This is a genomic window from Curtobacterium sp. WHRI 8282 (assembly GCF_040223925.2).
Lineage (GTDB): Bacteria > Actinomycetota > Actinomycetes > Actinomycetales > Microbacteriaceae > Curtobacterium > Curtobacterium flaccumfaciens.
Genome location: NZ_JBEHCD020000001.1, coordinates 744,785 through 765,334 on the forward strand (window position 1 = coordinate 744,785; position 20,550 = coordinate 765,334).

16 protein-coding genes are annotated in these 20,550 nt (G+C 71.1%); 14 read left to right on the forward strand and 2 right to left on the reverse strand.

Annotated elements, in window-relative coordinates; all coding sequences use genetic code 11:
• Nucleotides 1–2: 2 nt before the first annotated feature.
• Both ABRP24_RS03675 and ABRP24_RS03680 read right to left on the reverse strand, forming a co-directional pair.
• Entirely contained in the window at nt 3–1,445 is a 1,443-nt protein-coding gene (locus tag ABRP24_RS03675) for an aspartate aminotransferase family protein (RefSeq protein ID WP_083404460.1), read from the reverse strand.
• Nucleotides 1,442–1,924, reverse strand: coding sequence for an Lrp/AsnC family transcriptional regulator (locus ABRP24_RS03680; RefSeq protein ID WP_035809531.1), 483 nt, complete (start codon nt 1,922–1,924; stop codon nt 1,442–1,444). The genes ABRP24_RS03675 and ABRP24_RS03680 overlap by 4 nt, the downstream gene beginning before the upstream one ends.
• Before the next feature lie 133 nt (nt 1,925–2,057).
• Between ABRP24_RS03680 and ABRP24_RS03685 the strand changes: the two genes are divergently transcribed.
• From ABRP24_RS03685 to ABRP24_RS03750, 14 genes are all read left to right on the forward strand, one after another.
• Nucleotides 2,058–3,512 carry a gamma-aminobutyraldehyde dehydrogenase gene (locus ABRP24_RS03685; protein ID WP_349847593.1) on the forward strand — a complete coding sequence of 485 codons (1,455 nt, stop codon included), beginning with the start codon at nt 2,058–2,060 and terminating at the stop codon, nt 3,510–3,512.
• Between the two features lie 30 nt (nt 3,513–3,542).
• Nucleotides 3,543–4,724, forward strand: coding sequence for an ABC transporter ATP-binding protein (locus tag ABRP24_RS03690; protein WP_371836708.1), 1,182 nt, complete (start codon nt 3,543–3,545; stop codon nt 4,722–4,724).
• Nucleotides 4,721–5,941, forward strand: coding sequence for a spermidine/putrescine ABC transporter substrate-binding protein (locus ABRP24_RS03695; RefSeq protein WP_349847592.1), 1,221 nt, complete (start codon nt 4,721–4,723; stop codon nt 5,939–5,941). Before ABRP24_RS03690 ends, ABRP24_RS03695 begins: the two co-directional genes overlap by 4 nt.
• A complete protein-coding gene (locus tag ABRP24_RS03700) occupies nt 5,938–6,870 on the forward strand; it encodes an ABC transporter permease (RefSeq protein ID WP_232749054.1) in 933 nt (310 codons plus the stop codon). The genes ABRP24_RS03695 and ABRP24_RS03700 overlap by 4 nt, the downstream gene beginning before the upstream one ends.
• The gene (locus ABRP24_RS03705) at nt 6,867–7,745 is read left to right on the forward strand and encodes an ABC transporter permease (protein ID WP_027466954.1); all 879 of its coding nucleotides are present in this window, start codon (nt 6,867–6,869) and stop codon (nt 7,743–7,745) included. Before ABRP24_RS03700 ends, ABRP24_RS03705 begins: the two co-directional genes overlap by 4 nt.
• A gap of 560 nt (nt 7,746–8,305) precedes the next feature.
• Entirely contained in the window at nt 8,306–10,870 is a 2,565-nt protein-coding gene (locus ABRP24_RS03710; protein WP_349847591.1) for a carboxylate--amine ligase/circularly permuted type 2 ATP-grasp protein, read from the forward strand.
• Entirely contained in the window at nt 10,870–12,705 is a 1,836-nt protein-coding gene (locus ABRP24_RS03715; protein WP_349847590.1) for an N-acetylglutaminylglutamine amidotransferase, read from the forward strand. The genes ABRP24_RS03710 and ABRP24_RS03715 overlap by 1 nt, the downstream gene beginning before the upstream one ends.
• On the forward strand, nt 12,702–14,648 hold the full coding sequence (locus ABRP24_RS03720; RefSeq protein ID WP_349847589.1) for a prolyl oligopeptidase family serine peptidase: 1,947 nt from the start codon (nt 12,702–12,704) through the stop codon (nt 14,646–14,648). The genes ABRP24_RS03715 and ABRP24_RS03720 overlap by 4 nt, the downstream gene beginning before the upstream one ends.
• A gap of 197 nt (nt 14,649–14,845) precedes the next feature.
• The gene (locus tag ABRP24_RS03725) at nt 14,846–15,805 is read left to right on the forward strand and encodes a GNAT family N-acetyltransferase (RefSeq protein WP_214520963.1); all 960 of its coding nucleotides are present in this window, start codon (nt 14,846–14,848) and stop codon (nt 15,803–15,805) included.
• A gap of 76 nt (nt 15,806–15,881) precedes the next feature.
• Complete coding sequence (locus ABRP24_RS03730; RefSeq protein ID WP_173032536.1) at nt 15,882–16,874, forward strand: matrixin family metalloprotease; 993 nt, start codon at nt 15,882–15,884, stop codon at nt 16,872–16,874.
• 35 nt (nt 16,875–16,909) lie between these two features.
• The gene (locus ABRP24_RS03735; protein WP_027466961.1) at nt 16,910–17,626 is read left to right on the forward strand and encodes a GntR family transcriptional regulator; all 717 of its coding nucleotides are present in this window, start codon (nt 16,910–16,912) and stop codon (nt 17,624–17,626) included.
• 93 nt (nt 17,627–17,719) lie between these two features.
• Nucleotides 17,720–18,742 (forward strand): sugar phosphate isomerase/epimerase family protein, encoded by a 1,023-nt coding sequence (locus ABRP24_RS03740; RefSeq protein ID WP_349847588.1) that lies wholly within the window; start codon nt 17,720–17,722, stop codon nt 18,740–18,742.
• Nucleotides 18,739–19,692, forward strand: coding sequence for a 3-hydroxyacyl-CoA dehydrogenase family protein (locus tag ABRP24_RS03745; protein WP_214524936.1), 954 nt, complete (start codon nt 18,739–18,741; stop codon nt 19,690–19,692). The genes ABRP24_RS03740 and ABRP24_RS03745 overlap by 4 nt, the downstream gene beginning before the upstream one ends.
• A 15-nt stretch (nt 19,693–19,707) precedes the next feature.
• Nucleotides 19,708–20,493: an SDR family NAD(P)-dependent oxidoreductase gene (locus ABRP24_RS03750; protein WP_349847587.1), complete on the forward strand. Its 786-nt coding sequence runs from the start codon at nt 19,708–19,710 to the stop codon at nt 20,491–20,493.
• The last annotated feature ends 57 nt before the right edge of the window (nt 20,494–20,550 follow it).

Sequence of the window (20,550 nt, forward strand, 5' to 3'; positions counted from 1 at the left end):
GGTCAGATCTTCGTCCAGGCCTCGGACAGGACGCTCCGCAGGATCGACGTCATCTCGCGGAACTCCGGCTGCCCGATGGTCAGCGGCGGTGCGAGCTGCACGACGGGGTCACCGCGGTCGTCGGCCCGGCAGTACAGCCCCGCGTCGAACAGTGCCTTCGACAGGAACCCGCGCAGCAGCCGCTCGGACTCGTCGTCGTCGAAGGTCGTCTTGGTGGCCTTGTCCTTGACGAGCTCGATGCCGTAGAAGTAACCGTCACCGCGGACGTCCCCGACGATCGGCAGGTCGAGCAGGGTGTCGAGCTCGGCGCGGAAGAGCGGGGCGTTCTGCTGCACGTTGGCGAGCAGCCCCTCTTCCTCGAAGATGTCGAGGTTCTCCATCGCGACGGCGGCCGACACCGGGTGCCCGCCGAACGTGTAGCCGTGGTAGAAGGTCGTGTCCCCCTTGGAGAACGGCTCGAACAGGCGATCGCTGATGATCGTCGCGCCGATCGGGGAGTACCCGGAGGTCATCGCCTTGGCGCACGTGATCATGTCCGGCACGAAGCCGTAGGTGTCGCAGGCGAACATCGTGCCGATCCGGCCGAAGGCGCAGATGACCTCGTCCGAGACGAGCAGCACGTCGTACTCGTCGCAGATCTCGCGCACCCGCTGGAAGTACCCGGGCGGCGGGGTGAAGCAGCCGCCGGAGTTCTGCACCGGCTCGAGGAACACCGCGGCGACGGTGTCGGGGCCCTCGAACTCGATCATCTCGCGGATCCGCTCCGCCGCCCAGAAGCCGAACTGCTCCTCGGTGCCGCCGGGGAAGCCCATCTCCTCGGCGCGGTACGAGTTCGTGTTCGGTACCCGGAAGCCACCGGGGGTCAGGGGCTCGAACATCTCCTTCATCGCCGGGATGCCGGTGATCGCCAGGGCGCCCTGCGGGGTGCCGTGGTAGGCGACCGCACGGGAGATCACCTTGTGCTTCATCGGCTTGCCCTGGAGCTTCCAGTAGTACTTCGCGAGCTTGAAGGCGGTCTCCACCGCCTCGCCGCCGCCGGTGGAGTAGAAGACCTTGTTGAGGTCACCGGGGGCGTGCTCGGCCAGCCGGTCGGCGAGCTCGATCGCCGCGGGGTGCGCGTAGGACCAGATCGGGAAGAAGCTCAGCGTCTCCGCCTGCTTCGCGGCCATCTCGGCCAGGCGCTTCCGCCCGTGCCCGGCGGCGACGACGAACAGGCCGGACAGCCCGTCGATGTACTCCTTGCCGTGGCTGTCGTAGACGTGGTGGCCCTCACCGCGCACCATGATCGGCACGTCGGCGCCGGCCTGGTTCGCACCGTGCCGGGCGAAGTGCATCCACAGGTGGTCCCGGGACTTCCGCTGCAGGTCGGCGTCGTCGACCGGTGCGAACGGGTCGTACGAGCCGAGGCGGGTGGGCTGTTCGGTCTTCTGGTCGGAGATGGTCATCGCGTTCCCCAGTCGTAGAGCTGTTTGCGGAGTTGCAGGTAGACGAAGGTCTCGGTGCCGGCGACGCCCGGGATGGCCCGGATGGTGCCGTTGAGCAGTTCGATCAGGTCGTCGTCGTCCTCGCACACGACCTCGACCATCAGGTCGAAGCTGCCGGCGGTCATCACGAGGTAGTCGACCGCCGGCAGCTGCTCCAGGGCATCGGCGACGGTTCGGGTGTCGCCGCTGACCCGGATGCCGATCATCGCCTGGCGGTGGAAGCCCAGTTGCATCGGGTCGGTGACCGCGACGATCTGCATGACGCCGGTCTCGGTCAGCTTCTGCACGCGCTGTCGGACCGCCGCTTCACTGAGACCGACGGCCTTGCCGATCTCGCCGTACGGGCGGCGCCCGTCCGCCTGGAGTTGTTCGATGATCCGCTTCGAGGTGTCGTCGATCGGTCCCGGACGTCGTGGTGCTGCCGCCATGCCGGACAGCATGGCAGCGAGGTTCGGGGCGCGCAAGGGATTCCGTTGTGAACACCGTGTTTCGCGACGATTTCCGTTGTTACGGTTCTCCACAACCTCCGGATCCTTCTTCCGCGCCGTCGGAATCCGTGTCAGTATCACCGCCATGCTGGACGCACAGAGCACGGCGACGGCGGACACCGACACCCGGGTCCTGCGGAACTTCGTCGGGGGTGCCTCGATCGAGTCGACCGCCGACACCACGTTCGACCTGGTCGACCCGACCGACGAGCACGTCTACGGCACGTCCCCGGTGTCCACCCCCGCCGACGTCGACGCCGCCTTCGGTGCGGCCTCTACCGCGTTCGAGTCCTGGCGCCGCACCACCCCCGGCGAACGGCAGCTCGCCCTGTTCCGGATCGCCGACGCGATGGAGCAGCGGGCGTCGGAGTTCGCCGACCTCGAGTCGCTCGACACCGGGAAGCCCCGCGCCTCCCTGGTCGAGGACGAGATCCTGCTCTCCGTCGACCAGATCCGTTTCTTCGCCGGGGCCGCCAGGAACCTCGAGGGCCGGAGCGCCGGCGAGTACCTGGCCGACCACACCTCGTTCGTCCGGCGTGAACCCATCGGTGTCGTCGCCCAGGTCACCCCGTGGAACTACCCGCTCAACATGGCGGTGTGGAAGTTCGCGCCGGCGCTCGCCGCGGGGAACACCACCGTGCTCAAGCCGAGCGACACGACACCCCTGTCGACCCTGCTGCTCGCCGAGGTCGCCGCCGAGTTCCTGCCGCCGGGGGTCCTGAACGTCGTCGTGGGGGACCGCACCACCGGCGCCGCGATGATCGACCACCCCACCCCGCAGCTCGTCTCCATCACCGGGTCCGTCCGCGCCGGCATGGAAGTCGCCCGTGCCGCCGCCGGGGACCTCAAGCGCACCCACCTGGAGCTCGGCGGCAAGGCACCCGTGATCGTGTTCGACGACGCCGACATCCCCTCGGCGGTGGCCGGGATCGTCGCCGCCGGGTTCTTCAACGCCGGACAGGACTGCACCGCCGCCACCCGGCTGCTCGTGCAACAGGGCATCCACGACGAGTTCGTCGCAGCGCTCGCAGCAGAGGCACGCGTCAACGCGAGAACCGGGTCAGACGGTCACTACGGCCCCGTCAACAACGCGAACCAGCTCGCGCACGTGCAGTCGTTCCTGGACACGCTGCCCTACCACGCGACGATCGAGCTCGGCGGCGCACGACAGGGTGACCGCGGGTACTTCCACGAGGCCACGATCGTCGCCGGCCTGCGCCAGGACGACCGTGCCGTGCAGCAGGAGATCTTCGGCCCCGTGCAGACCGTGCAGCGGTTCTCGACGGAACAGCAGGCCCTGACGTGGGCGAACGGCGTCGAGTACGGCCTGGCGAGCTCGGTGTGGACGACCGACCACGCGCGTGCGATGCGCTTCGCCCGCGACCTGGACTTCGGTTGCGTGTGGATCAACACGCACATCCCGATCGTCGCCGAGATGCCGCACGGCGGGTTCAAGCACAGCGGGTACGGCAAGGACCTGTCCCAGTACGGCTTCGACGACTACACCCGCATCAAGCACGTCATGTCCTACATCGGCTGAGGCCGACCACCCCCTGGAGGCACCATGGCAATGACCGGAACGTTCGCCGAATCGGGAGCCGATCTCCGGCTCGACCAGATCACGAAGTCCTTCCCCGGCCACACCGCGGTGGACAGCCTCGACCTGACGGTGCCCGCCGGCTCGTTCTTCGCGTTGCTCGGCCCGTCGGGCTGCGGCAAGACGACGACCCTGCGGCTCGTCGCCGGGCTCGAGGAACCCACGAGCGGCACCATCACCATCGGCGGCCGGGACGTCACCGAAACGAAGCCGTACCAGCGGCCCGTCAACACGGTGTTCCAGAACTACGCGCTGTTCCCCCACATGAGCGTGCTCGACAACGTCGCGTTCGGGCTGAAGCGCCGCCGGATCCCGGACCCGATGACGAAGGCCAAGGAAGCGCTGCGGCTCGTCGAGCTCGAGGGGTCGGCGTCGAAGCGGCCCGCCCAGCTCTCCGGCGGCATGCAGCAGCGCGTCGCCCTGGCCCGCGCGATCGTGAACCGGCCGGCCCTGCTGCTGCTCGACGAGCCCCTCGGCGCCCTCGACCTGAAGCTCCGCCACCAGATGCAGCTCGAGCTGAAGACGATCCAGGCCGAGGTCGGACTCACGTTCCTGCACGTCACCCACGACCAGGAAGAGGCGATGACGATGGCCGACACGGTCGCCGTCATGAACGGCGGCCGGATCGAGCAGATGGGCAGCCCGCAGGACCTGTACGAGCTGCCGCGCACCGCGTTCGTCGCGAACTTCCTCGGCCAGTCGAACCTGCTCGAGGGCGAGGTCCGCGGCACCGATGCCGGCCTGCTCGTCGTCGCCACCGCGGCCGGCTCCATCGCGGTGCCGGCCGACCGAGCCGTCGCCACGACCGGTCGCGTCGTCGTCGGCGTCCGGCCCGAGAAGCTCAAGATCCGCACCGCCGAACCGACCCCCGAGGCCGGACGGAACATCCTCGGCCCCGGTCGGGTCGTGGACGTCTCGTTCTCCGGCGTCAGCACCCAGTACCTGGTCGACGTGCCGGGCGCCGGGCGCGTCTCGGTGTTCGCGCAGAACTCGAAGGGCGGGCCGCGGATCGCGACCGGCACCGAGGTCTGGCTCACGTGGGGCGTCGACCACGGGTTCGGCCTGGAGGCGCACCCCGCGTCCGACGCGACCGTCACCACCCAGGACGACCCGGGCCTCCAGTCCGTCCCCGCCACGGCAGGATCGCTCGCGTGACCGGCGCGGTGCCCGGTCCGGACCTGCTGCGGGGGCTGACGTCGGCCCGCGTGAGCCGACGCGGCCTGCTGGCCGGCGGCGGGGCCGCCGCGCTGGCCGCCCTGCTCACCGGCTGCAGCATCAAGGGCTCCGCCGCCGCCGGCGCCGAGGACACCGTCGACTGGGCGGCGTTCTGGAAGGACGCGAAGGCGACCGGCATCCTGAACTTCGCGAACTGGCCGCTGTACATCGACTCCGACCACGGCAAGTCCGAGTCCCTGGCGCTGTTCAAGCAGGAGACCGGCATCGCGGTCGACTACCAGGCGGTGATCCAGGACAACGCGACCTTCTACGCGACCGTCTCACCGATCCTGCGGGCGCACGGTGCGACCGGCTACGACCTCGTCGTCATGACGAACGGGTTCGAGCTGACCCAGATGATCAAGAACGGGTTCGTGTGCGAACTCGACCACTCGCGGCTGCCGAACTTCGCCGCGAACGCCTCGGACTCCGTCAAGGACCCCATCTACGACCCGGGCAACAAGCACTCCGTCGTCTGGCAGACCGGGTTCACCGGGCTCGCCTACAACCCGAAGTACACCGGGCGGAAGATCACCTCGCTCAAGGACCTGCAGGACCCGGCCTTCGAGGGCCGCATCGGACTGATGAGTGACAACACCGAACTCGGGTCGCTCGGACTGCTCGCGCTCGGCATCGACCCGGAGACCTCGACGCCCGCCGACTGGCGGAAGGCCCAGGCCTGGCTGCGCGAACTGCGGCCGAGCGTCACCGGCTTCTACGACCAGAGCTACATCAACCGGTTGGAGAACGGCGACACCTGGATCACCCAGGCGTGGTCGGGCGACGTGTTCCAGGCGCAGCAGTCCGGGTTCCCCGACCTGGAGTTCGTCACGCCGGAAGAGGGGCAGATGACCTGGCACGACAACATGCTCATCCCACGGCAGGCCGCGAACCCGGTGTCGGCGCTGGAGTGGATGAACTTCTACTACACGCCGAAGGTCGCCGGGATCGTCGAGGACTGGGTCAACTACGTCTGCCCGGTGCCCGCGGCCGAGGACTACGTGCGGGACGAACTCGACGACGCCACCGTGGCGGACAGCCCGCTCGTGTTCCCCTCTGCGGACGTGCTGGAGCAGTCGCACGAGTTCCGGGTGTTCGAGAACTACGACGAGTACTCGGAGTGGAACGGCATCTTCAACGCGGTGGTGCAGTCGTGAGCGCGGTCGGAGTGACGCCGGGGCTCGCTCCCGGTGGTTCCGCCGGCCCGGCGCCGGTGCGGCGGGGACGCCGTCGGAGCACACCGTTCTTCCTGGCGCTCGTCGGCACCGCGTACCTCTGCGTGTTCTTCGTCATCCCGCTGGTGTCCGGGCTGATCGTCTCGCTCATGACCGGCAACCCGGACGACGGCTACACGTTCACCTGGAACTTCGGGATCTACGGCTCGCTGTTCGTCGACCCGCAGGTGCCCTACCTGACGTTCCTGCTCCGGTCGCTCTGGTACGGAGCCGCCGCCACGATCGCCTGCATCGTCGTCGGGTACCCGGTGGCGTACTTCATCGCCTTCCGGGTGTCCCCGCGGTGGAAGAACCCGCTGCTCATGCTCGTGTTCATCAGCTTCCTGGTGTCGTTCATCATCCGGACCGACATGTGGGCGTTCGTGCTCGCGTCGCAGGGCCCGGTCGTCACGACGCTGCAGGCGCTCGGGCTGGCCGGCAAGGACTTCCACATCCTCGGCACCGGCGGCGCGGTCATCTTCGGCGACGCCTACAACGACCTGGCCTTCATGGTGCTGCCGATCTACGCCGCCCTCGAGCGCATCGACCCACGACTCGGCGAGGCCGCGAACGACCTGTACGCCGGCAAGTTCCGGGCGTTCTGGCACACCACGCTGCCGCTGTCCCGCTCGGGCATCTTCGCCGGGGTGCTGCTCGTCTTCATCGACAGCGTCGGCGACCCGGTGAACTCGGCCCTGCTCGGCGGCACGAACACGTACACGATCGGTCAGGCGATCCAGGACGCCTACTCCGGCAACCAGCAGTACAACGTCGCCGCAGCCCTGTCGACCGTGCTCATGGTCGTGCTCGGCATCATCCTGTTCATCTACGCCCGCGTCTCCGGCACCGACGACCTCGAGGACCTCGTATGACCGCCGTCGCACCGTCCCGATCCGCCGCCGCTCCGGCCTCGCCCGTGACCGGTTCCGTCGCCGGCCGTCCGCGTCGTCACGGGGTGAACCGTCGTGGGCCCTGGCTCGCCATCGTGTACTGGGTGACGATCGCGATCACCCTGGTGCCGATCGTCTACATGATCGTGTACTCGTTCAACGACGCCCCCACCAACCGGCTGTCGTTCGCCTGGAACGGTTTCACGACCTACTGGTACGCGAACCTGGTGAACGTGTCCGGGCTCGGGGCGGCGTTCGTCACCTCGGTGCTCGTCGCGTTCCTGGCCGCGATCATCTCCGTCGCGATCGGGCTGCCCCTCGCGCTGGCGCTGGAGCGGTACCGGTTCCCGGGTCGCGGAGTCGTGAACACCGTCGTGTTCGCCGACATCGCTGCACCGTCGATCGTCGTCGGTTCCGCGTCGCTCTCGTTCTTCCTGTCGGTGGGGCTCGGCACCGGGTTCCTGACCGTGCTCATCACGCACGTGGCGTTCGACGTCGCCTACGTGGTGGTCGTGCTGCGGGCCCGGATCGCGGGGACCTCGCGGGCGCTCGAAGAGGCCGCGGGTGACCTCGGGGCGACGCCGTTCCAGGCCTTCCGGCTCGTCACCCTGCCGCTCCTGGCGCCGGGCATGCTCGCCGCCGGGCTGCTGGCGCTGGCGATGTCGATCGACGACTACGTGATCACCTCGTTCGTCGCCGGGCCCGCGGTGACCTTCCCGCTGTTCGTCTACGGCGCCGCGAAGGCGGGGATGCCGCCGCAGGTGCTGTGCTTCGGGACGCTCGTGTTCGCGGTGGGGCTGCTCGTCGCGCTGCTGAACGGGGCGCTCAACCGGCGGCTGGCGCGCACGCGGGGGTAGGGCTGCGCGCGCTGGCGCTCCGGCGCTCTGGTGCGAGGTTCCGTCCTCGGTGCGAGCCCGCGCGCCTCGCACCGAGTACGGAACCTCGCACGGAAACACGAGGCCGGGGTGATCAGGACGCAGTGTCGGCGAGCTGCGGGCCGAGTGACCGGCGTCGGGCCTGCAGCACGGGGTTGACGGTCGCGACGAGCATGATCAGCAGGCCGATCGCGGTCACGAACGGCACCGGCCGGAGTGGGGTCGCGGGCGGGCACCGGCACGGTGTCGGGTGCGTGGTGCGCGCTTGTAACCGGGCACGGTGCTTGGAAGCTCGCACGGGGTGAATAGGTGCGCACGGTGCGGACGGGAGGCGCGTGGCGGGCTGGCGCCGTGCCTCCAGACTGCGGGTGGTGCGTCCACAGCACGGTGCGGCCTTCGCGGGCCGGTGCGCGATCGGCGCGAGTCGCACGGTGCGGGCGGGAGTGCAGTGGACGTGACGACCGGTGGACAGGAGTGTTACGGGCACGAGTCGGGCGGTGTGCCGCGGTGCGTGCCACAGGGCACACGCGTAGGTTCCAGCCATGAGTGCAGAGCTGACGCTCGGCGCCGAGGAAGAGCTGCACCTCATCGACCTCGAGTCCGGCCGACTTTCCGCGAAGGCCCCGCGCCTTCTGCCCAAACTGCCCACCGACCGCTTCGGCGCCGAGCTGCAGCGCACGACGATCGAGACGAACACCCCGGTGGTGCGGACCCTCGACGACCTGCGGCGGGTGATCGTCGACCTGCGCAGTGAGCTCAGCGCCGCGATCGCCCCGGCCGGCGTCACCATCGCGGCCGTCGGCACCGCGCCGAGGTCGGAGTACGCCGACTTCGAGCTGAGCTCCGGCGGTCGGTACGGCCGGATGCAGGAGCAGTACCGGATGCTCGTCGACGAACAGCTCATCTGCGGCCTGCAGGTGCACGTCGGGGTGAGCGACCGCGACCTGGCGGTGCTGATCGCCCAGCGGGTGGCGCCGGTGCTCCCGGTGCTGCTCGCCCTGAGCGCGTCGAGTCCGTTCTGGAACGGGCAGGACACCGGGTACGCCTCGTTCCGCAGCATCATCTGGCAGCGGTGGCCGTCGGCCGGCAGCTTCGGTCCGGTCGAAGACGCCGCCGAGTACGACCGGGTGCTCGACGACCTGATCGCCTCGGGCGTGATCGCCGACAAGAAGATGGCCTACTTCGACGTGCGGCCGTCCTCGCACGCACCGACGCTCGAACTCCGGGTCTGCGACGCGACCCCGGTGGTGGACGACGCCGTGCTCATCGCCGGACTCTTCCGCGCCGCCGTGCGCAAGGCCGAGAAGTCGGTCGTGTCGGGCGCCGAGTGGCATCCGCGCAGCGAACCCCTGCACCGTGCGGCGATGTGGCAGGCCGCCCGCTCCGGGTTGAGCGGGGAACTCGTCGGCCTCGGACAGCACCCCGAACGCCTGCCCGCCGAGGTCGCGGTGCGCCAGCTCGTGTCCCGCCTGCGCCCGGAGCTCGAGGAGCTCGGCGACTGGGGGACGGTGACGGAGCTGCTCGACGCGACCCTGGCCCGCGGCAACTCCACCGACCGGCAGCGCACCGCGTACGCCGAGCGCGGGGAGATGGACGACGTCGTCGCCCTGGTGGTGGAGGACACCGCGGGGCTCCCGTCCGGACGCGACGAGGACCCGGTGGTCCCGATCCACGGGTACCGCGTCCGCGCCGGCGACGAGGCGGTCGGCCCCGGGGCACGCCCTCGTCCGGCGTTCCGTGACCTGGCGGCGTTCTTCGACGGCTGGGACGCCGAGACCGCGATCGAGCGCTGCATCGCCCGCGACGTCTGGACCCGCGAGCACCACGTCGGCTTCGTGGTGGACGGCGGGGCGCAGGAGTTCGGCTGCGACCTGGTGCCCCGGACGATCAGCGCGTACGAGTGGTCACAGCTCGAGCGTGGCCTGGGGCAGCGTGCCCGCGCGATCGAGCTGTTCCTGCGTGACGCGTACGGCGACCGGCGGATCGTGGCCGACGGCGTGCTGGACGCGGACCACTTCGTCGGCGCGAAGGGCTGGGACCCGGACGCCACCCGGCTGCCGGCGACCGCCGTCCGTGCGCCGGTGCTCGGGTTCGACCTGGTGCGCAACGAGTTCGGCGGCTGGCGGGTGCTCGAGGACAACGTCCGCTCGCCCTCGGGCGTCGCGTACGGCATCGCCCTGCGCGAGCTGATGGACGACGTCGTGCCGGACGCCCCGCGGCCGGCGCACCTGCGCGACCCGCACAGCGTGACCGACCGCCTCCGCCGGACCCTCTGCGCGAACACCTCCGCGGTGACGGGCGCGACCGACCCCGTGATCGCGCTGGTCAGCGACGGCCCCGCCGCCGGCGCGTGGTTCGAGCACCGCAGGCTGGCCGACGGGGCCGGGTTGCGCCTCCTGGCCGGGTCCGACCTGGACGTCCGTGACGGACGCGTGGTCGACGCGACGACGGGCGACGTGCTCGACGGGCTGTACCTGCGGATCGACCGCGACGTCAGCGCGCTGACCGCGGAGCACGCTCCCGACCTCGGCGCGCGGATCCTCGACGCGGCGGAGGCAGGACGCGTCTACCTGGCGAACGCGCCGGGCAACGCGCTGGTCGACGACAAGGCGATGTACGTCACCGTGCCGGACCTGATCTGGTACTACCTGGACGAGAAACCCCTGCTGGCATCGGTGCCGACCTACCGCACGAGCATCGAGGTCGAACGGCTGTCGGTCCTGGACCGCGTCGGGGAACTCGTGACGAAGCCGGTCGACGGCGAGGGCGGCCGCGGGGTCCTGATCGGACCGAGCGCGAGCGCCCCCGAGGTGGCCGAGCGACGGCGGGAGATCGCCGCGGACCCAGCCGGGTGGGTGGGGCAGGAGGTGGTGCAGCTGTCCTCGCACCCGACGATCGGACCCGCAGGTCTCGACCCGCGGCACGTCGACCTGCGGGCCTTCGTCTACGCGACGGGGACCGGACCGGACGACGTGCACCTGGCCGACGTCGCCCTGACGCGCGTCGCGCCCGAGGGCAGCATGGTCGTCAACTCGTCGCAGGGCGGCGGCGCGAAGGACACGTGGATCGTGGGGAACGCCCCGGCGGACACCGAGGGAGAGCGCTGATGTGTGGACTCGCGGGCGAGATCCGGTTCGACGGCCGAGCGCCGGACGTCGGGGCGGTCGCCCGGATGACCGGCTGCATGACGCACCGCGGCCCGGACGGCGACGGTCTGTGGGCTCGCGGCCCGGTCGCGCTCGGGCACCGACGGCTGTCCATCGTCGACCTGTCCACCGCGGGCGCGCAGCCGATGGTGCTGGCCGAGGCCGGGCTGACGATCGCCTACAACGGGATGGTCTACAACTACCGGCAGCTCCGCGACGAGCTGCACGGCAAGGGGCACCGGTTCGCGTCGACGTCGGACACCGAGGTCATCGCCCTGGCGTACGCCGAGTGGGGCACCGCGTTCGTCGACCACCTGATCGGGATGTTCGCCATCGCCATCTGGGAGCACGGCAGCGGCCGACTCGTGCTCGCGCGGGATCGGCTCGGCATCAAGCCGCTCTACGTCGCGCCCGTCCCGGGCGGCCTCCGGTTCGCGAGCTCGCTGCCGGCGATCCTGGCCGGCGACGCCGGCAGCAGCCGCACGAGCGGCAGCGGTGGCACGGGCACCGGCACCAAGGAAGTCGACACGTCCATCGACCCCGTCGCCTTCGCCTCGTACATGAGCTTCCACTCGATCGTCCCCGCGCCCCGCACGATCCTGGCCGGCGTCGGCAAGCTCCCGCCGGCGACCGTCCGGGTGATCGAGCCCGACGGCACCCCGCACGACACCGTCTACTGGGAGCCCCGTTTCGAGCGTGACCCCGCCCGGGCCGACTGGTCCGAGCGGGACTGGGAGCAGGCGTTCATCGGCTCGCTCCGCACAGCCGTCGAGCGCCGGATGGTGGCCGACGTCCCCGTCGGGGTGCTGCTCTCCGGCGGGATCGACTCCTCGCTCGTGGTCGGGCTGCTCGCCGAGGCCGGGCAGCAGGACCTCGCCACGTTCAGCATCGGGTTCGAGGCGGCGGGCGGCGAGTCCGGCGACGAGTTCGAGTACTCCGACCAGGTCGCTGCGCACTTCGGCACCGACCACCACCGCATCCACATCCCCTCGTCGCGCCTGCTCGACGGCATCGACGGTGCGGTCGCCGCCATGAGCGAGCCGATGGTCAGCCACGACTGCGTCGCCTTCTACCTGCTGTCGCAGGAGGTCTCGCAGCACGTCAAGGTGGTGCAGTCCGGCCAGGGCGCCGACGAGGTGCTCGCCGGGTACGACTGGTACCCGCCGCTCGCCGACGTCCCGCGCGACCAGGCCGCCGAGGCGTACCGCTCCGTGTTCATGGACCGCCGGTGGTCCGCGCTGCAGGGCCTGCTCGGGGAGCGGTGGAAGAGCGACGACGACACCCCGTCGGCTTTCGTCGACCGCCAGTTCGCACGGCCGGGCGCGGAGACGAGCGTGGATGCCGCGCTCCGCAGCGACACCACGATCATGCTCGTCGACGACCCGGTGAAGCGCGTCGACAACATGACGATGGCGTGGGGGCTCGAGGCCCGCGTGCCGTTCCTGGACCACGAGTTCGTCGAGCTCGCCGCCGCGATCCCGCCGTCGATGAAGCTCACCGACGGCGGCAAGGGCGTGATGAAGCGCGCCTCGCGTGGGATCGTGCCCGACGCCGTGATCGACCGCAGCAAGGGCTCGTTCCCGGTCCCCGCCATCCGGCAGCTCGAGGGCCCGTACCTGGAGCGCGTCCGCGACGCGCTGCACGCACCCGAGGCGCGGGAGCGCGGGCTCTTCGACCCCGCCACCGTCGAGCGGATGCTGCAGGACCCGAACAGCACCAGGACCGCGATCGGCGCGAACGCGCTCTGGCAGCTCGGCCTGATCGAGATGTGGCTGCAGCAGCAGGGGGTGCGGTGACCGTGGGTTCCGTCCGGACTGGAGGCGCGCAGGGCGTCGCGTCGTCGGCCACCGTCGAGCCGTCGGTCACCACCAGGGCCGCGGCCGACCTGGGTGCGCGCCTCACCGCCGCCTGGGGGTCGTGGGGACCGACCATGACCCGGAACGCCCGGCGGGTGGCGTTCGTGAGCGACCGGCACGGCACCCCCGAGGTCTTCGTGCAGGACGTCGTCGTCGACGGCGAGCTGCCGGAACCGGTGCGGATCGCGCTGTCCGACGATCCGGTGATCCGGGTGTCGTGGTCGTCCGACGGGGAGTGGCTCGCCGTCGCCATCGCGACCGACGGCGGCGTGAAGCAGCAGGTCTGGGTGGTGCGGCCGGACGGCTCCGACGCCGCGCAGATCGCCGGCTCGCGGTACCAGCACGCCGAACTCGGACCGTGGAGCCGCAGCGGACACCGGGTCGTCATCACCCTGCCCTCGACCGAGCCCGAGCAGCCGGCCCGTGCGTACCTGGTCGACCCGGTCACCGGGGATCGCGACGACCTGGCCGTGGGGGAACTCATCCACATCCTCGACCTGTCGGTGGAGGAACGGCTCGTCGTGCTGAGCGACGGCCAGCGCGGCCAGGAGTTCGTCGTGGTCGTCGACCGGCTGACCGACGAGAGCCACGCCCTGTTCGCCGACGACCCCGACGGGTCCGCCGAGATCGCGTTCCTGCGACCTTCGCCCGCGAGCGAGACCAGCCCGCTCGTCGCCTACGTCGCCACCGAGGCCGGACTGCCCCGCCGCGGACTCGTCGCGCAGCCCGTCGGGCCGCACGGCTGGCGCGGCACACCGCGGCGGATCGTCGAGCGCGACGACGCCGAGCTCGAGTACCTGGACGCCGACGACGCCGGCCGCACCCTGCTGCTCGTCTGGAACGTCGACGGTCGCAGTGAACTCGACCTCATCAACACCCACGACGCCTCGCGCACCCCCGTGCCGGACCTGCCCGGGTACGTCGTCACCGACCCCGTGCTCAGCCGTGACGGCCGGAGCGTGCTGCTCGCCGTCGAGGGACCGACCCGGCCGCGCGAACTGTGGCGACTCGACACGAACGCGCTGACCTGGAGCCGGGTCACCGACGTACCGGTGCTGCCGGACGTGCAGCTGGTCGAGCCGACGCTCGAGCGGTTCGCCGCCCGCGACGGACTGGAGCTGACCGGGTGGCTGTACCGGGCCGTGGAGCCGACCGCGTCGGCGGCGCATGCCGACCCTGGTGCTGGTGCCGCGCCTCCCGGCCGCGCAGCGCTCGTCCACCTGCACGGCGGACCTGAGTCGCAGGAACGACCCACGTTCTCGCCGCAGCACCAGGCGCTCGCCGCCGCCGGGGTGACCGTGTTCGCACCGAACATCCGCGGGTCCTCCGGGTACGGCCACGAGTTCGTGCACGCCGACGACCTGGCGCTGCGGTGGAACGCGCTCGCCGACGTCGTGGACTGCGCGCGGTTCCTGGTGACCAACGGGTACGCCGAGCGTTCCCGGGTCGCCGTCGAGGGACGCTCGTACGGTGGGTACGCGACGCTCGCGTCGTTGGCCTTCACGCCCGACGTGTTCGCGGCCGGGGTCGCGGTGTGCGGGATGAGCGACTTCGCGACCTTCTACCGGGACACCGAACCGTGGATCGCGGCCGCTGCCGCCACGAAGTACGGCCACCCCGTCGAGGACGAGGCCCTGCTCGCGGCACTGTCGCCGATGCGCGCGATCGACGACGTCACGGCGCCGCTGCTCGTCGTGCACGGTGAGCTCGACACGAACGTGCCGATCGGTGAGGCGCACCAGGTCGTCGCGGCGCTGCGGGAGCGGTCGCACGACGTGGAGTACCTGGAGCTCGAGGGTGAGGGGCACGAGTACCGGCGGGCGGCGTCGCAGGCGCTGCTGGTGCGGCGGATGGTGGAGTTCGTGGCGGCGCGGCTGGGGTGAGGCCTGGCGGGGCGGGGCGCTCGGTCTGGCGCTCGGTCTGGTGCGAGGTTCCGTACTCCGTGCGGCGCACGTGCCCTCGCACCGAGTACGGAACCTCGCACGGGGCGTGGGCCCCTTCGCACCGTGCGAGCCGCGGCTCGGCGTCACCGGGTGCAACGATGCGCCGGCGGCGCTCGCCGCGGGCGGAGAATGGTGGCATGACGACGACTGCGCCGACCTCGACCGCGCTGCCCCGACCGGGAGAGGTCCTCGTGGCCTCGGCAGCGGAGGTTGAGCAGGTCGTCCACCGTGCCACCAACCAGTACGCCTCCGGCGTCGTCGCGGACACCGCCGGGTGGGCGGACGGCGATCGTCGGCGGATCGAGGACCTCGGGTTCCGTGGTGGTGATGCCCGCGGCGAGGCGCTCCGGACCCTCGACCTGACGATCGCCGACGACGGAACCCCGACGCGCATGCTCGACGCACCCGCGATGGCCGCGCTGAACAGCCACCACGCGCGGTTCGCCGAGCGGCGCGGCGACGTGGTCCGCTACCAGACCGACGTGTCGGTGTGGACGGGGATCCCCGAGCGACCCACCGCGCAGGACTGGGAGGACGTCCGGGCGCTGCTCGGGTCGGGCGGGATGCTCGGCGTCGGTGCGGCTGCCGTCCTGCCCGAGGGGTGGGAGCTCGTCGAGGGTGCCGGCGGCGTGCAGCTGACCGGTGAGGCGATCGAGGGTGCGCCGGACGACGAAGCCGTCGTGCTGACGCCCGACGACGTGCCGGAGATGACCGCCCTGGTGGAGCGGACGAAGCCGGGGCCGTTCCTGCCGCGCACGATCGAGCTCGGCACGTACCTGGGCATCCGGCGGGACGGGCGGCTCGTCGCCATGGCGGGGGAGCGGTTGCACCCGCCCGGGTGGACCGAGATCAGCGCGGTGTGCACGGACGAGGCGTACCGGGGGCAGGGGTTCGGGCGTCGGTTGGTGCTCGCCGTCGCGCACGGGATCCGGGAGCGTGGGGAGACCCCTCTGATGCACGCGGCCGCCGGCAACACCGGGGCGATCGGGCTGTACCAGCACCTGGGGTTCCGCCTGCGGGACCGTGGGGCGCCGCGGTTCGTGCGGGTGCCGGACGGGAGCGATCGGCCGGCCGGGAGCGGCAGTTCGGGGGGTTGACTGCCCCGAGTGGCGCTCCGCACACTGTCTTGGTCGCCGGGGGACCTCGGCGCGTCATGACAGGAGAACCATCATCGTGAGGACGTCGTCGTGGACCGCAGGTGCGGTCACCCTCGGTATCGCGCTGGCCGCGGTCGTCGTCTCGACCGGCCCGGGTTCACCGGCGGTCGCAGCGCCGGCGTGCAAGGGGGACCGTGTCACCCTCGAGCAGCTCGCGAGCGGGTGCGCCGTGGCCACGCCGACGATCGTGCTGCCCGACGGCCGGCAGTTCGTCGTGCCGGAACCGGGCACGACGGTCTCCGCGCTGCCGGTGGCCGCGTCGGGCGTCGACGACGGCGGGGACGTGTCGATCACGAACACCGGCCGCGCGGGTGTCGCGGTGCGCGTCGACGATGCCTGGTCCGGGTCGGCGGCCGCCGTCCGGCAGGAACGCCAGGCGCTGCGCGACCGGGTGGCCGCCGCGGTCGTGACGCGCGGAGCGGCCACCACGTCGGCCACGAAGGCGGCCACGAGCTGCACCAACACCTCGTACACCCGGCTCGGGTTCCGCTGGGCGGGCCCGGTGAACTGGAGCTACAACCCGAACAACCAGAAGGTCACCGGTCCGTCGGCGATCGGGGCCGGAGCCGACGCCTGGACCGGGCCGGTCTCGTCGTGCGGCCGGACGATCACCTCGACCGCCGACCAGAAGCACCTCGGGGTGCTCAAGCAGGCGATGGGCGTCACCGCGACCGGTGGCTGCGGAGCCGCGAACGCGTCGAGCGTGGTCGGGTGGGGGTCGCTGCCGAAGGACACCCTCGGCGTGACCTGCGTGTGGTCGCGCTCCGGCACGGCCGTCGAGACGGACCAGCGGTACTCGACGTCGGTCAACTGGTCCGCCGCCGCGACCTGCTCCGGGGCACGGTTCGACCTGCGTGGCGTCGCCACGCACGAGTGGGGTCACGCCTACGGGCTCGGGCACACGGCCGCGAACAGCGGCCTGGTGATGAAGCCGTCGGTGTCGACGTGCGAGACGAGTCAGCGCGGCCTCGGCCTCGGCGACCTGCTGGGGATCGACGCGATCTACTGATCGGGACGCCTTCGTGGATTCTCTAGGATCGACCCATGTCCACGACCATGCCCGGCTTCGGGACGGAGCGCATCACGCAGCTCGGTCTGCGTGATCGCGTCTACGACCGGGTGCTCGAGGTCCTGATGGGCCACGACGTCGAACCGGGCATGCGGCTGTCGATCGACGGCCTCGCTCGCTCCCTCGGGGTCTCGCCGACCCCGGTGCGCGAGGCGCTGGTGCAACTCGAACGCACCGGCCTCGTCACCCGTGAAGCGAACAAGGGGTACCGGGTCTCCCCGCCCCTGGCCGGCGACCAGCTCGAGGCCCTGTTCGACGCCCGGCTCATCGTGGAGAGCGGCGCCGTCGAGCTCGCGGCCCGCGGTGACGTCGACGGCCTGCGCGAGCGACTCGCGGCAGCGCTCGACGAGCAGGCTGCGGTGGCCGTAGAGGTCGCGTCCGTCGGGGCTGCGCACGCCCCGGAGGAGCTGATGGCCCGCTTCTTCCGCAGCGACTGGCAGTTCCACCAGCTGATCTTCGACGCGACGCGGAACCCGTTCCTCGAGGAGATGTCCGAGATCATCACGACGCGCGTGCACCGCATGCGGCAGATCGTCGAGGGTGGTGGGGACGACACCGATCGCGCCGTGCAGGAACACCGGGCCATCCTGGAGGCGCTGGCTGCGGACCCGACGTCGGCCGTCGCCGCGATGCGGCTCCACATCGACGCCGTCCGGTTGCGTTCGCGCGCGGACGCATCCCACACCAGCTGAGGCAGAGGGGTTGCGATCTGGCGACGTGCGAGTATCTTTCCTATAGGAAAGAGGTTCATCGCCGAACCACCACGACATGCAAGGGAGCATTCCGTGACCACTCCACAGGACTGGGTCGACCAGGATTGGGACCCCACCACCTGGACGTCGGAGACCTGGCCGATCGCCGCGTGCCTGCACGGGTTCGCGCAGGTCACCCGCGACGGGACGGCCTTCCACGACGCCCCCGCCGAGGTGTGGGACGAGGTGTTCGGGCAGATCGAGGCCGTCGGCTTCTCGCTCGCCGAACTCGCCGACAGCCACATCCGCCCCGCAGACCTCGAAGCCTCGCGCCGCGACGAGCTGTTCGCCGTCGCGAAGTCCCACGGCGTCGGGATCCCGTCCGTGCACCTGCAGCGCAAGAGCGTCATCCAGCCCGGGCACGAGGAGGAGAACCTCGCCTACGCCCACCGCACCATCGACGCGGCGGCCGAGTGGGGCATGCAGGTCTTCTCGACCGGGCTGCACCAGCCGTTCACCGACGCCCAGAAGCGCGCGCTGTGGTTCTGGACGGCACCGGGCCCGAAGGACCCCGACGACCCCGAGGTCTGGGCCGCCGCGGTCAAGCGACTGCGGGAGCTCGGCGAGCACGCTGCGAGCGTCGGGCTGCCGATGGCGCTCGAGCTGTACGAGGACACGTACCTCGGCACCGCCGACAGCGCGGTCCGTCTGGTCGAGGAGATCGGGCTCGACAACGTCGGGCTGAACGCGGACGTCGCGAACCTCATCCGGCTGCACCGTCCGGTCGAGGACTGGCGGGAGCTCTTCGCGAAGACCATGCCGTACACGAACTACCTGCACGTGAAGAACTACACCCGTGACGAGGCCGGCGACGGCAGCCGGGCGACGAGTGCGCCGAGCACCATGGAGACAGGCCTCATCAACTACCGCCAGGTCCTGCGCGACGCCGTCGCCGACGGGTTCCGCGGGATCGTCATGACCGAGCAGTACGGCGGGGACAGCCTCGGCGTCTGCGCCACCAACCAGCAGTACATCCGATCCGTCCTCGCGACGACGAAGCTCGACGCGACGGCGACCCCGACTGCAGCAACCAGCACCGAAGGAGCAATCCGATGAGCACCCTCGACATCGCCGTCGTCGGGTCCGGCTACATGGGCGGCGGGATCGCCCAGGTCCTCGCCCTCGCCGGCCACACCGTCCGGATCGCCGACGTCTCGGCCGAGATCGCCGCGTCCAACCGAGCCCGGCTCATCGCAGAGACCGAGCAGTTCGTCGCGGACGGCCTGTTCCCCACGGACGCCGTGGCACGCGTCGAGGCCCACCTCAGCGCAGCCGCCTCCATCGAGGAAGCGGTCGCCACGGCGGACTTCATCGAGGAGGCCGTGCCCGAGAAGCTCGAGATCAAGCACGCCACGCTCCGCCGCATCAGCGAGGCCGCCCGCCCAGACGCCGTGATCGGCTCGAACACCTCGACGATCCTGATCGAGTCGCTGGCCGAGGCGGTCGTGGGTCCGGAGCGGTTCCTCGGCGTGCACTTCTCGAACCCGGCACCGTTCATCCCCGGCGTCGAGCTCATCCCGCACCCGACCACGAACGAGCACGCGATCGAGGTCGGCGAGACCGTCGTCGCCGCGACCGGCAAGCAGTCGGCGCGGGTGAAGGACTCGACGGGGTTCGTCCTGAACCGCCTGCAGTACGCGCTGTTCGAGGAGGCCACGAAGATCGCCGACGAGGGCATCGCGAGCCCCGACGACATCGACACCATCGTGCGGACCACGTTCGGGTTCCGCCTGCCGTTCTTCGGCCCGTTCGCGATCGCCGACATGGCCGGGCTCGACGTCTACGCGTTCTGCTTCGAGTCGTTGCAGACCCGCTGGCCCGAGCGCTTCGCCACCCCGCCGTCGCTGCAGCAGCACGTGGACGCCGGTGAGCTCGGCACGAAGTCCGGCGCCGGGTACCTCGAGGTCCCCGCCGACCGCACGCCCGAGCTCGTCGCCTACCGGAACAAGGCGTACGTCGCGATGCAGAAGCTCCTCGACGAGCTCGGCCCGGCACCGATCCACTGAGGCGGGAGGGACACCATGAGCGACCAGAACCAGTCAGCCGGCCAGCACCAGGACCGCACCGTCGTCCTCACCGGGGCCGCCTCACCACGGGGCATCGGCCGCGCCACCGCCCATCACCTGGCCGAGGCCGGGTGGGACGTCGGGATCATCGACCTCGACCAGACGGCGAGCGAGCAGGTCGCCGCCGAGATCCGCGAACAGCACGGCGTGCGGGCCGTCGGCGTCGGGGCGAACGTCGCCGACGAGTCCGCCGTCCGTGCGGCCTTCGACACGATCGAGGCCGAACTCCGGCCGATCACCGCACTGGTGAACCTGGCCGGGGTCTCGTCCGCGCACGCCTACCTCGACCTGCCCGAGGGGGAGTGGCACCGGGTGCTGTCGATCAACCTCGACGGTGTGCACTTCGCCAGCCTGCGGGCGGCGGAGTCGATGGTGCGTTCCGGCTACGGGCGCATCGTGAACCTGTCGTCGGTCTCCGCCCAGCGCGGCGGCGGCACCTTCAGCAAGACCCCGTACACGGTGGCGAAGGCCGGCGTGATCGGCCTGACCCGTGGCCTGGCGCGCGAGCTCGGCCCGCGCGGCGTCACGGTCAACGCGATCGCCCCCGGTCCGATCGACACCGACATCATGGGCGGCACCCTGTCCGAGGAGCGGAAGGCCGAGATGGCCGCCGACGGCGTGCTGCCGCGCATCGGTACCCCGCGGGACATCGCCGCCGCCGTCGCGTACCTGATCAGCGAGGACGCCGGGTTCGTCACGGGCCAGACGCTCAACGTCGACGGCGGCCTGTACATGCACTAGGGCCAGCCGCCCACGGAACGCGCGCCGACCGGGCGACGCGATCCGTGCCTCCCGTCC

Excerpts from the sequence above, each read along its gene's own strand:
- ABRP24_RS03675 (WP_083404460.1), bottom strand. The coding sequence starts at position 1,445 with ATGACCATCTCCGACCAGAAGACCGAACAGCCCACCCGCCTCGGCTCG.
- ABRP24_RS03680 (WP_035809531.1), bottom strand. The coding sequence starts at position 1,924 with ATGCTGTCCGGCATGGCGGCAGCACCACGACGTCCGGGACCGATCGAC.
- ABRP24_RS03685 (WP_349847593.1), top strand. The coding sequence starts at position 2,058 with ATGCTGGACGCACAGAGCACGGCGACGGCGGACACCGACACCCGGGTC.
- ABRP24_RS03690 (WP_371836708.1), top strand. The coding sequence starts at position 3,543 with ATGACCGGAACGTTCGCCGAATCGGGAGCCGATCTCCGGCTCGACCAG.
- ABRP24_RS03705 (WP_027466954.1), top strand. The coding sequence starts at position 6,867 with ATGACCGCCGTCGCACCGTCCCGATCCGCCGCCGCTCCGGCCTCGCCC.
- ABRP24_RS03710 (WP_349847591.1), top strand. The coding sequence starts at position 8,306 with ATGAGTGCAGAGCTGACGCTCGGCGCCGAGGAAGAGCTGCACCTCATC.
- ABRP24_RS03715 (WP_349847590.1), top strand. The coding sequence starts at position 10,870 with ATGTGTGGACTCGCGGGCGAGATCCGGTTCGACGGCCGAGCGCCGGAC.
- ABRP24_RS03725 (WP_214520963.1), top strand. The coding sequence starts at position 14,846 with ATGACGACGACTGCGCCGACCTCGACCGCGCTGCCCCGACCGGGAGAG.
- ABRP24_RS03735 (WP_027466961.1), top strand. The coding sequence starts at position 16,910 with ATGTCCACGACCATGCCCGGCTTCGGGACGGAGCGCATCACGCAGCTC.
- ABRP24_RS03745 (WP_214524936.1), top strand. The coding sequence starts at position 18,739 with ATGAGCACCCTCGACATCGCCGTCGTCGGGTCCGGCTACATGGGCGGC.
- ABRP24_RS03750 (WP_349847587.1), top strand. The coding sequence starts at position 19,708 with ATGAGCGACCAGAACCAGTCAGCCGGCCAGCACCAGGACCGCACCGTC.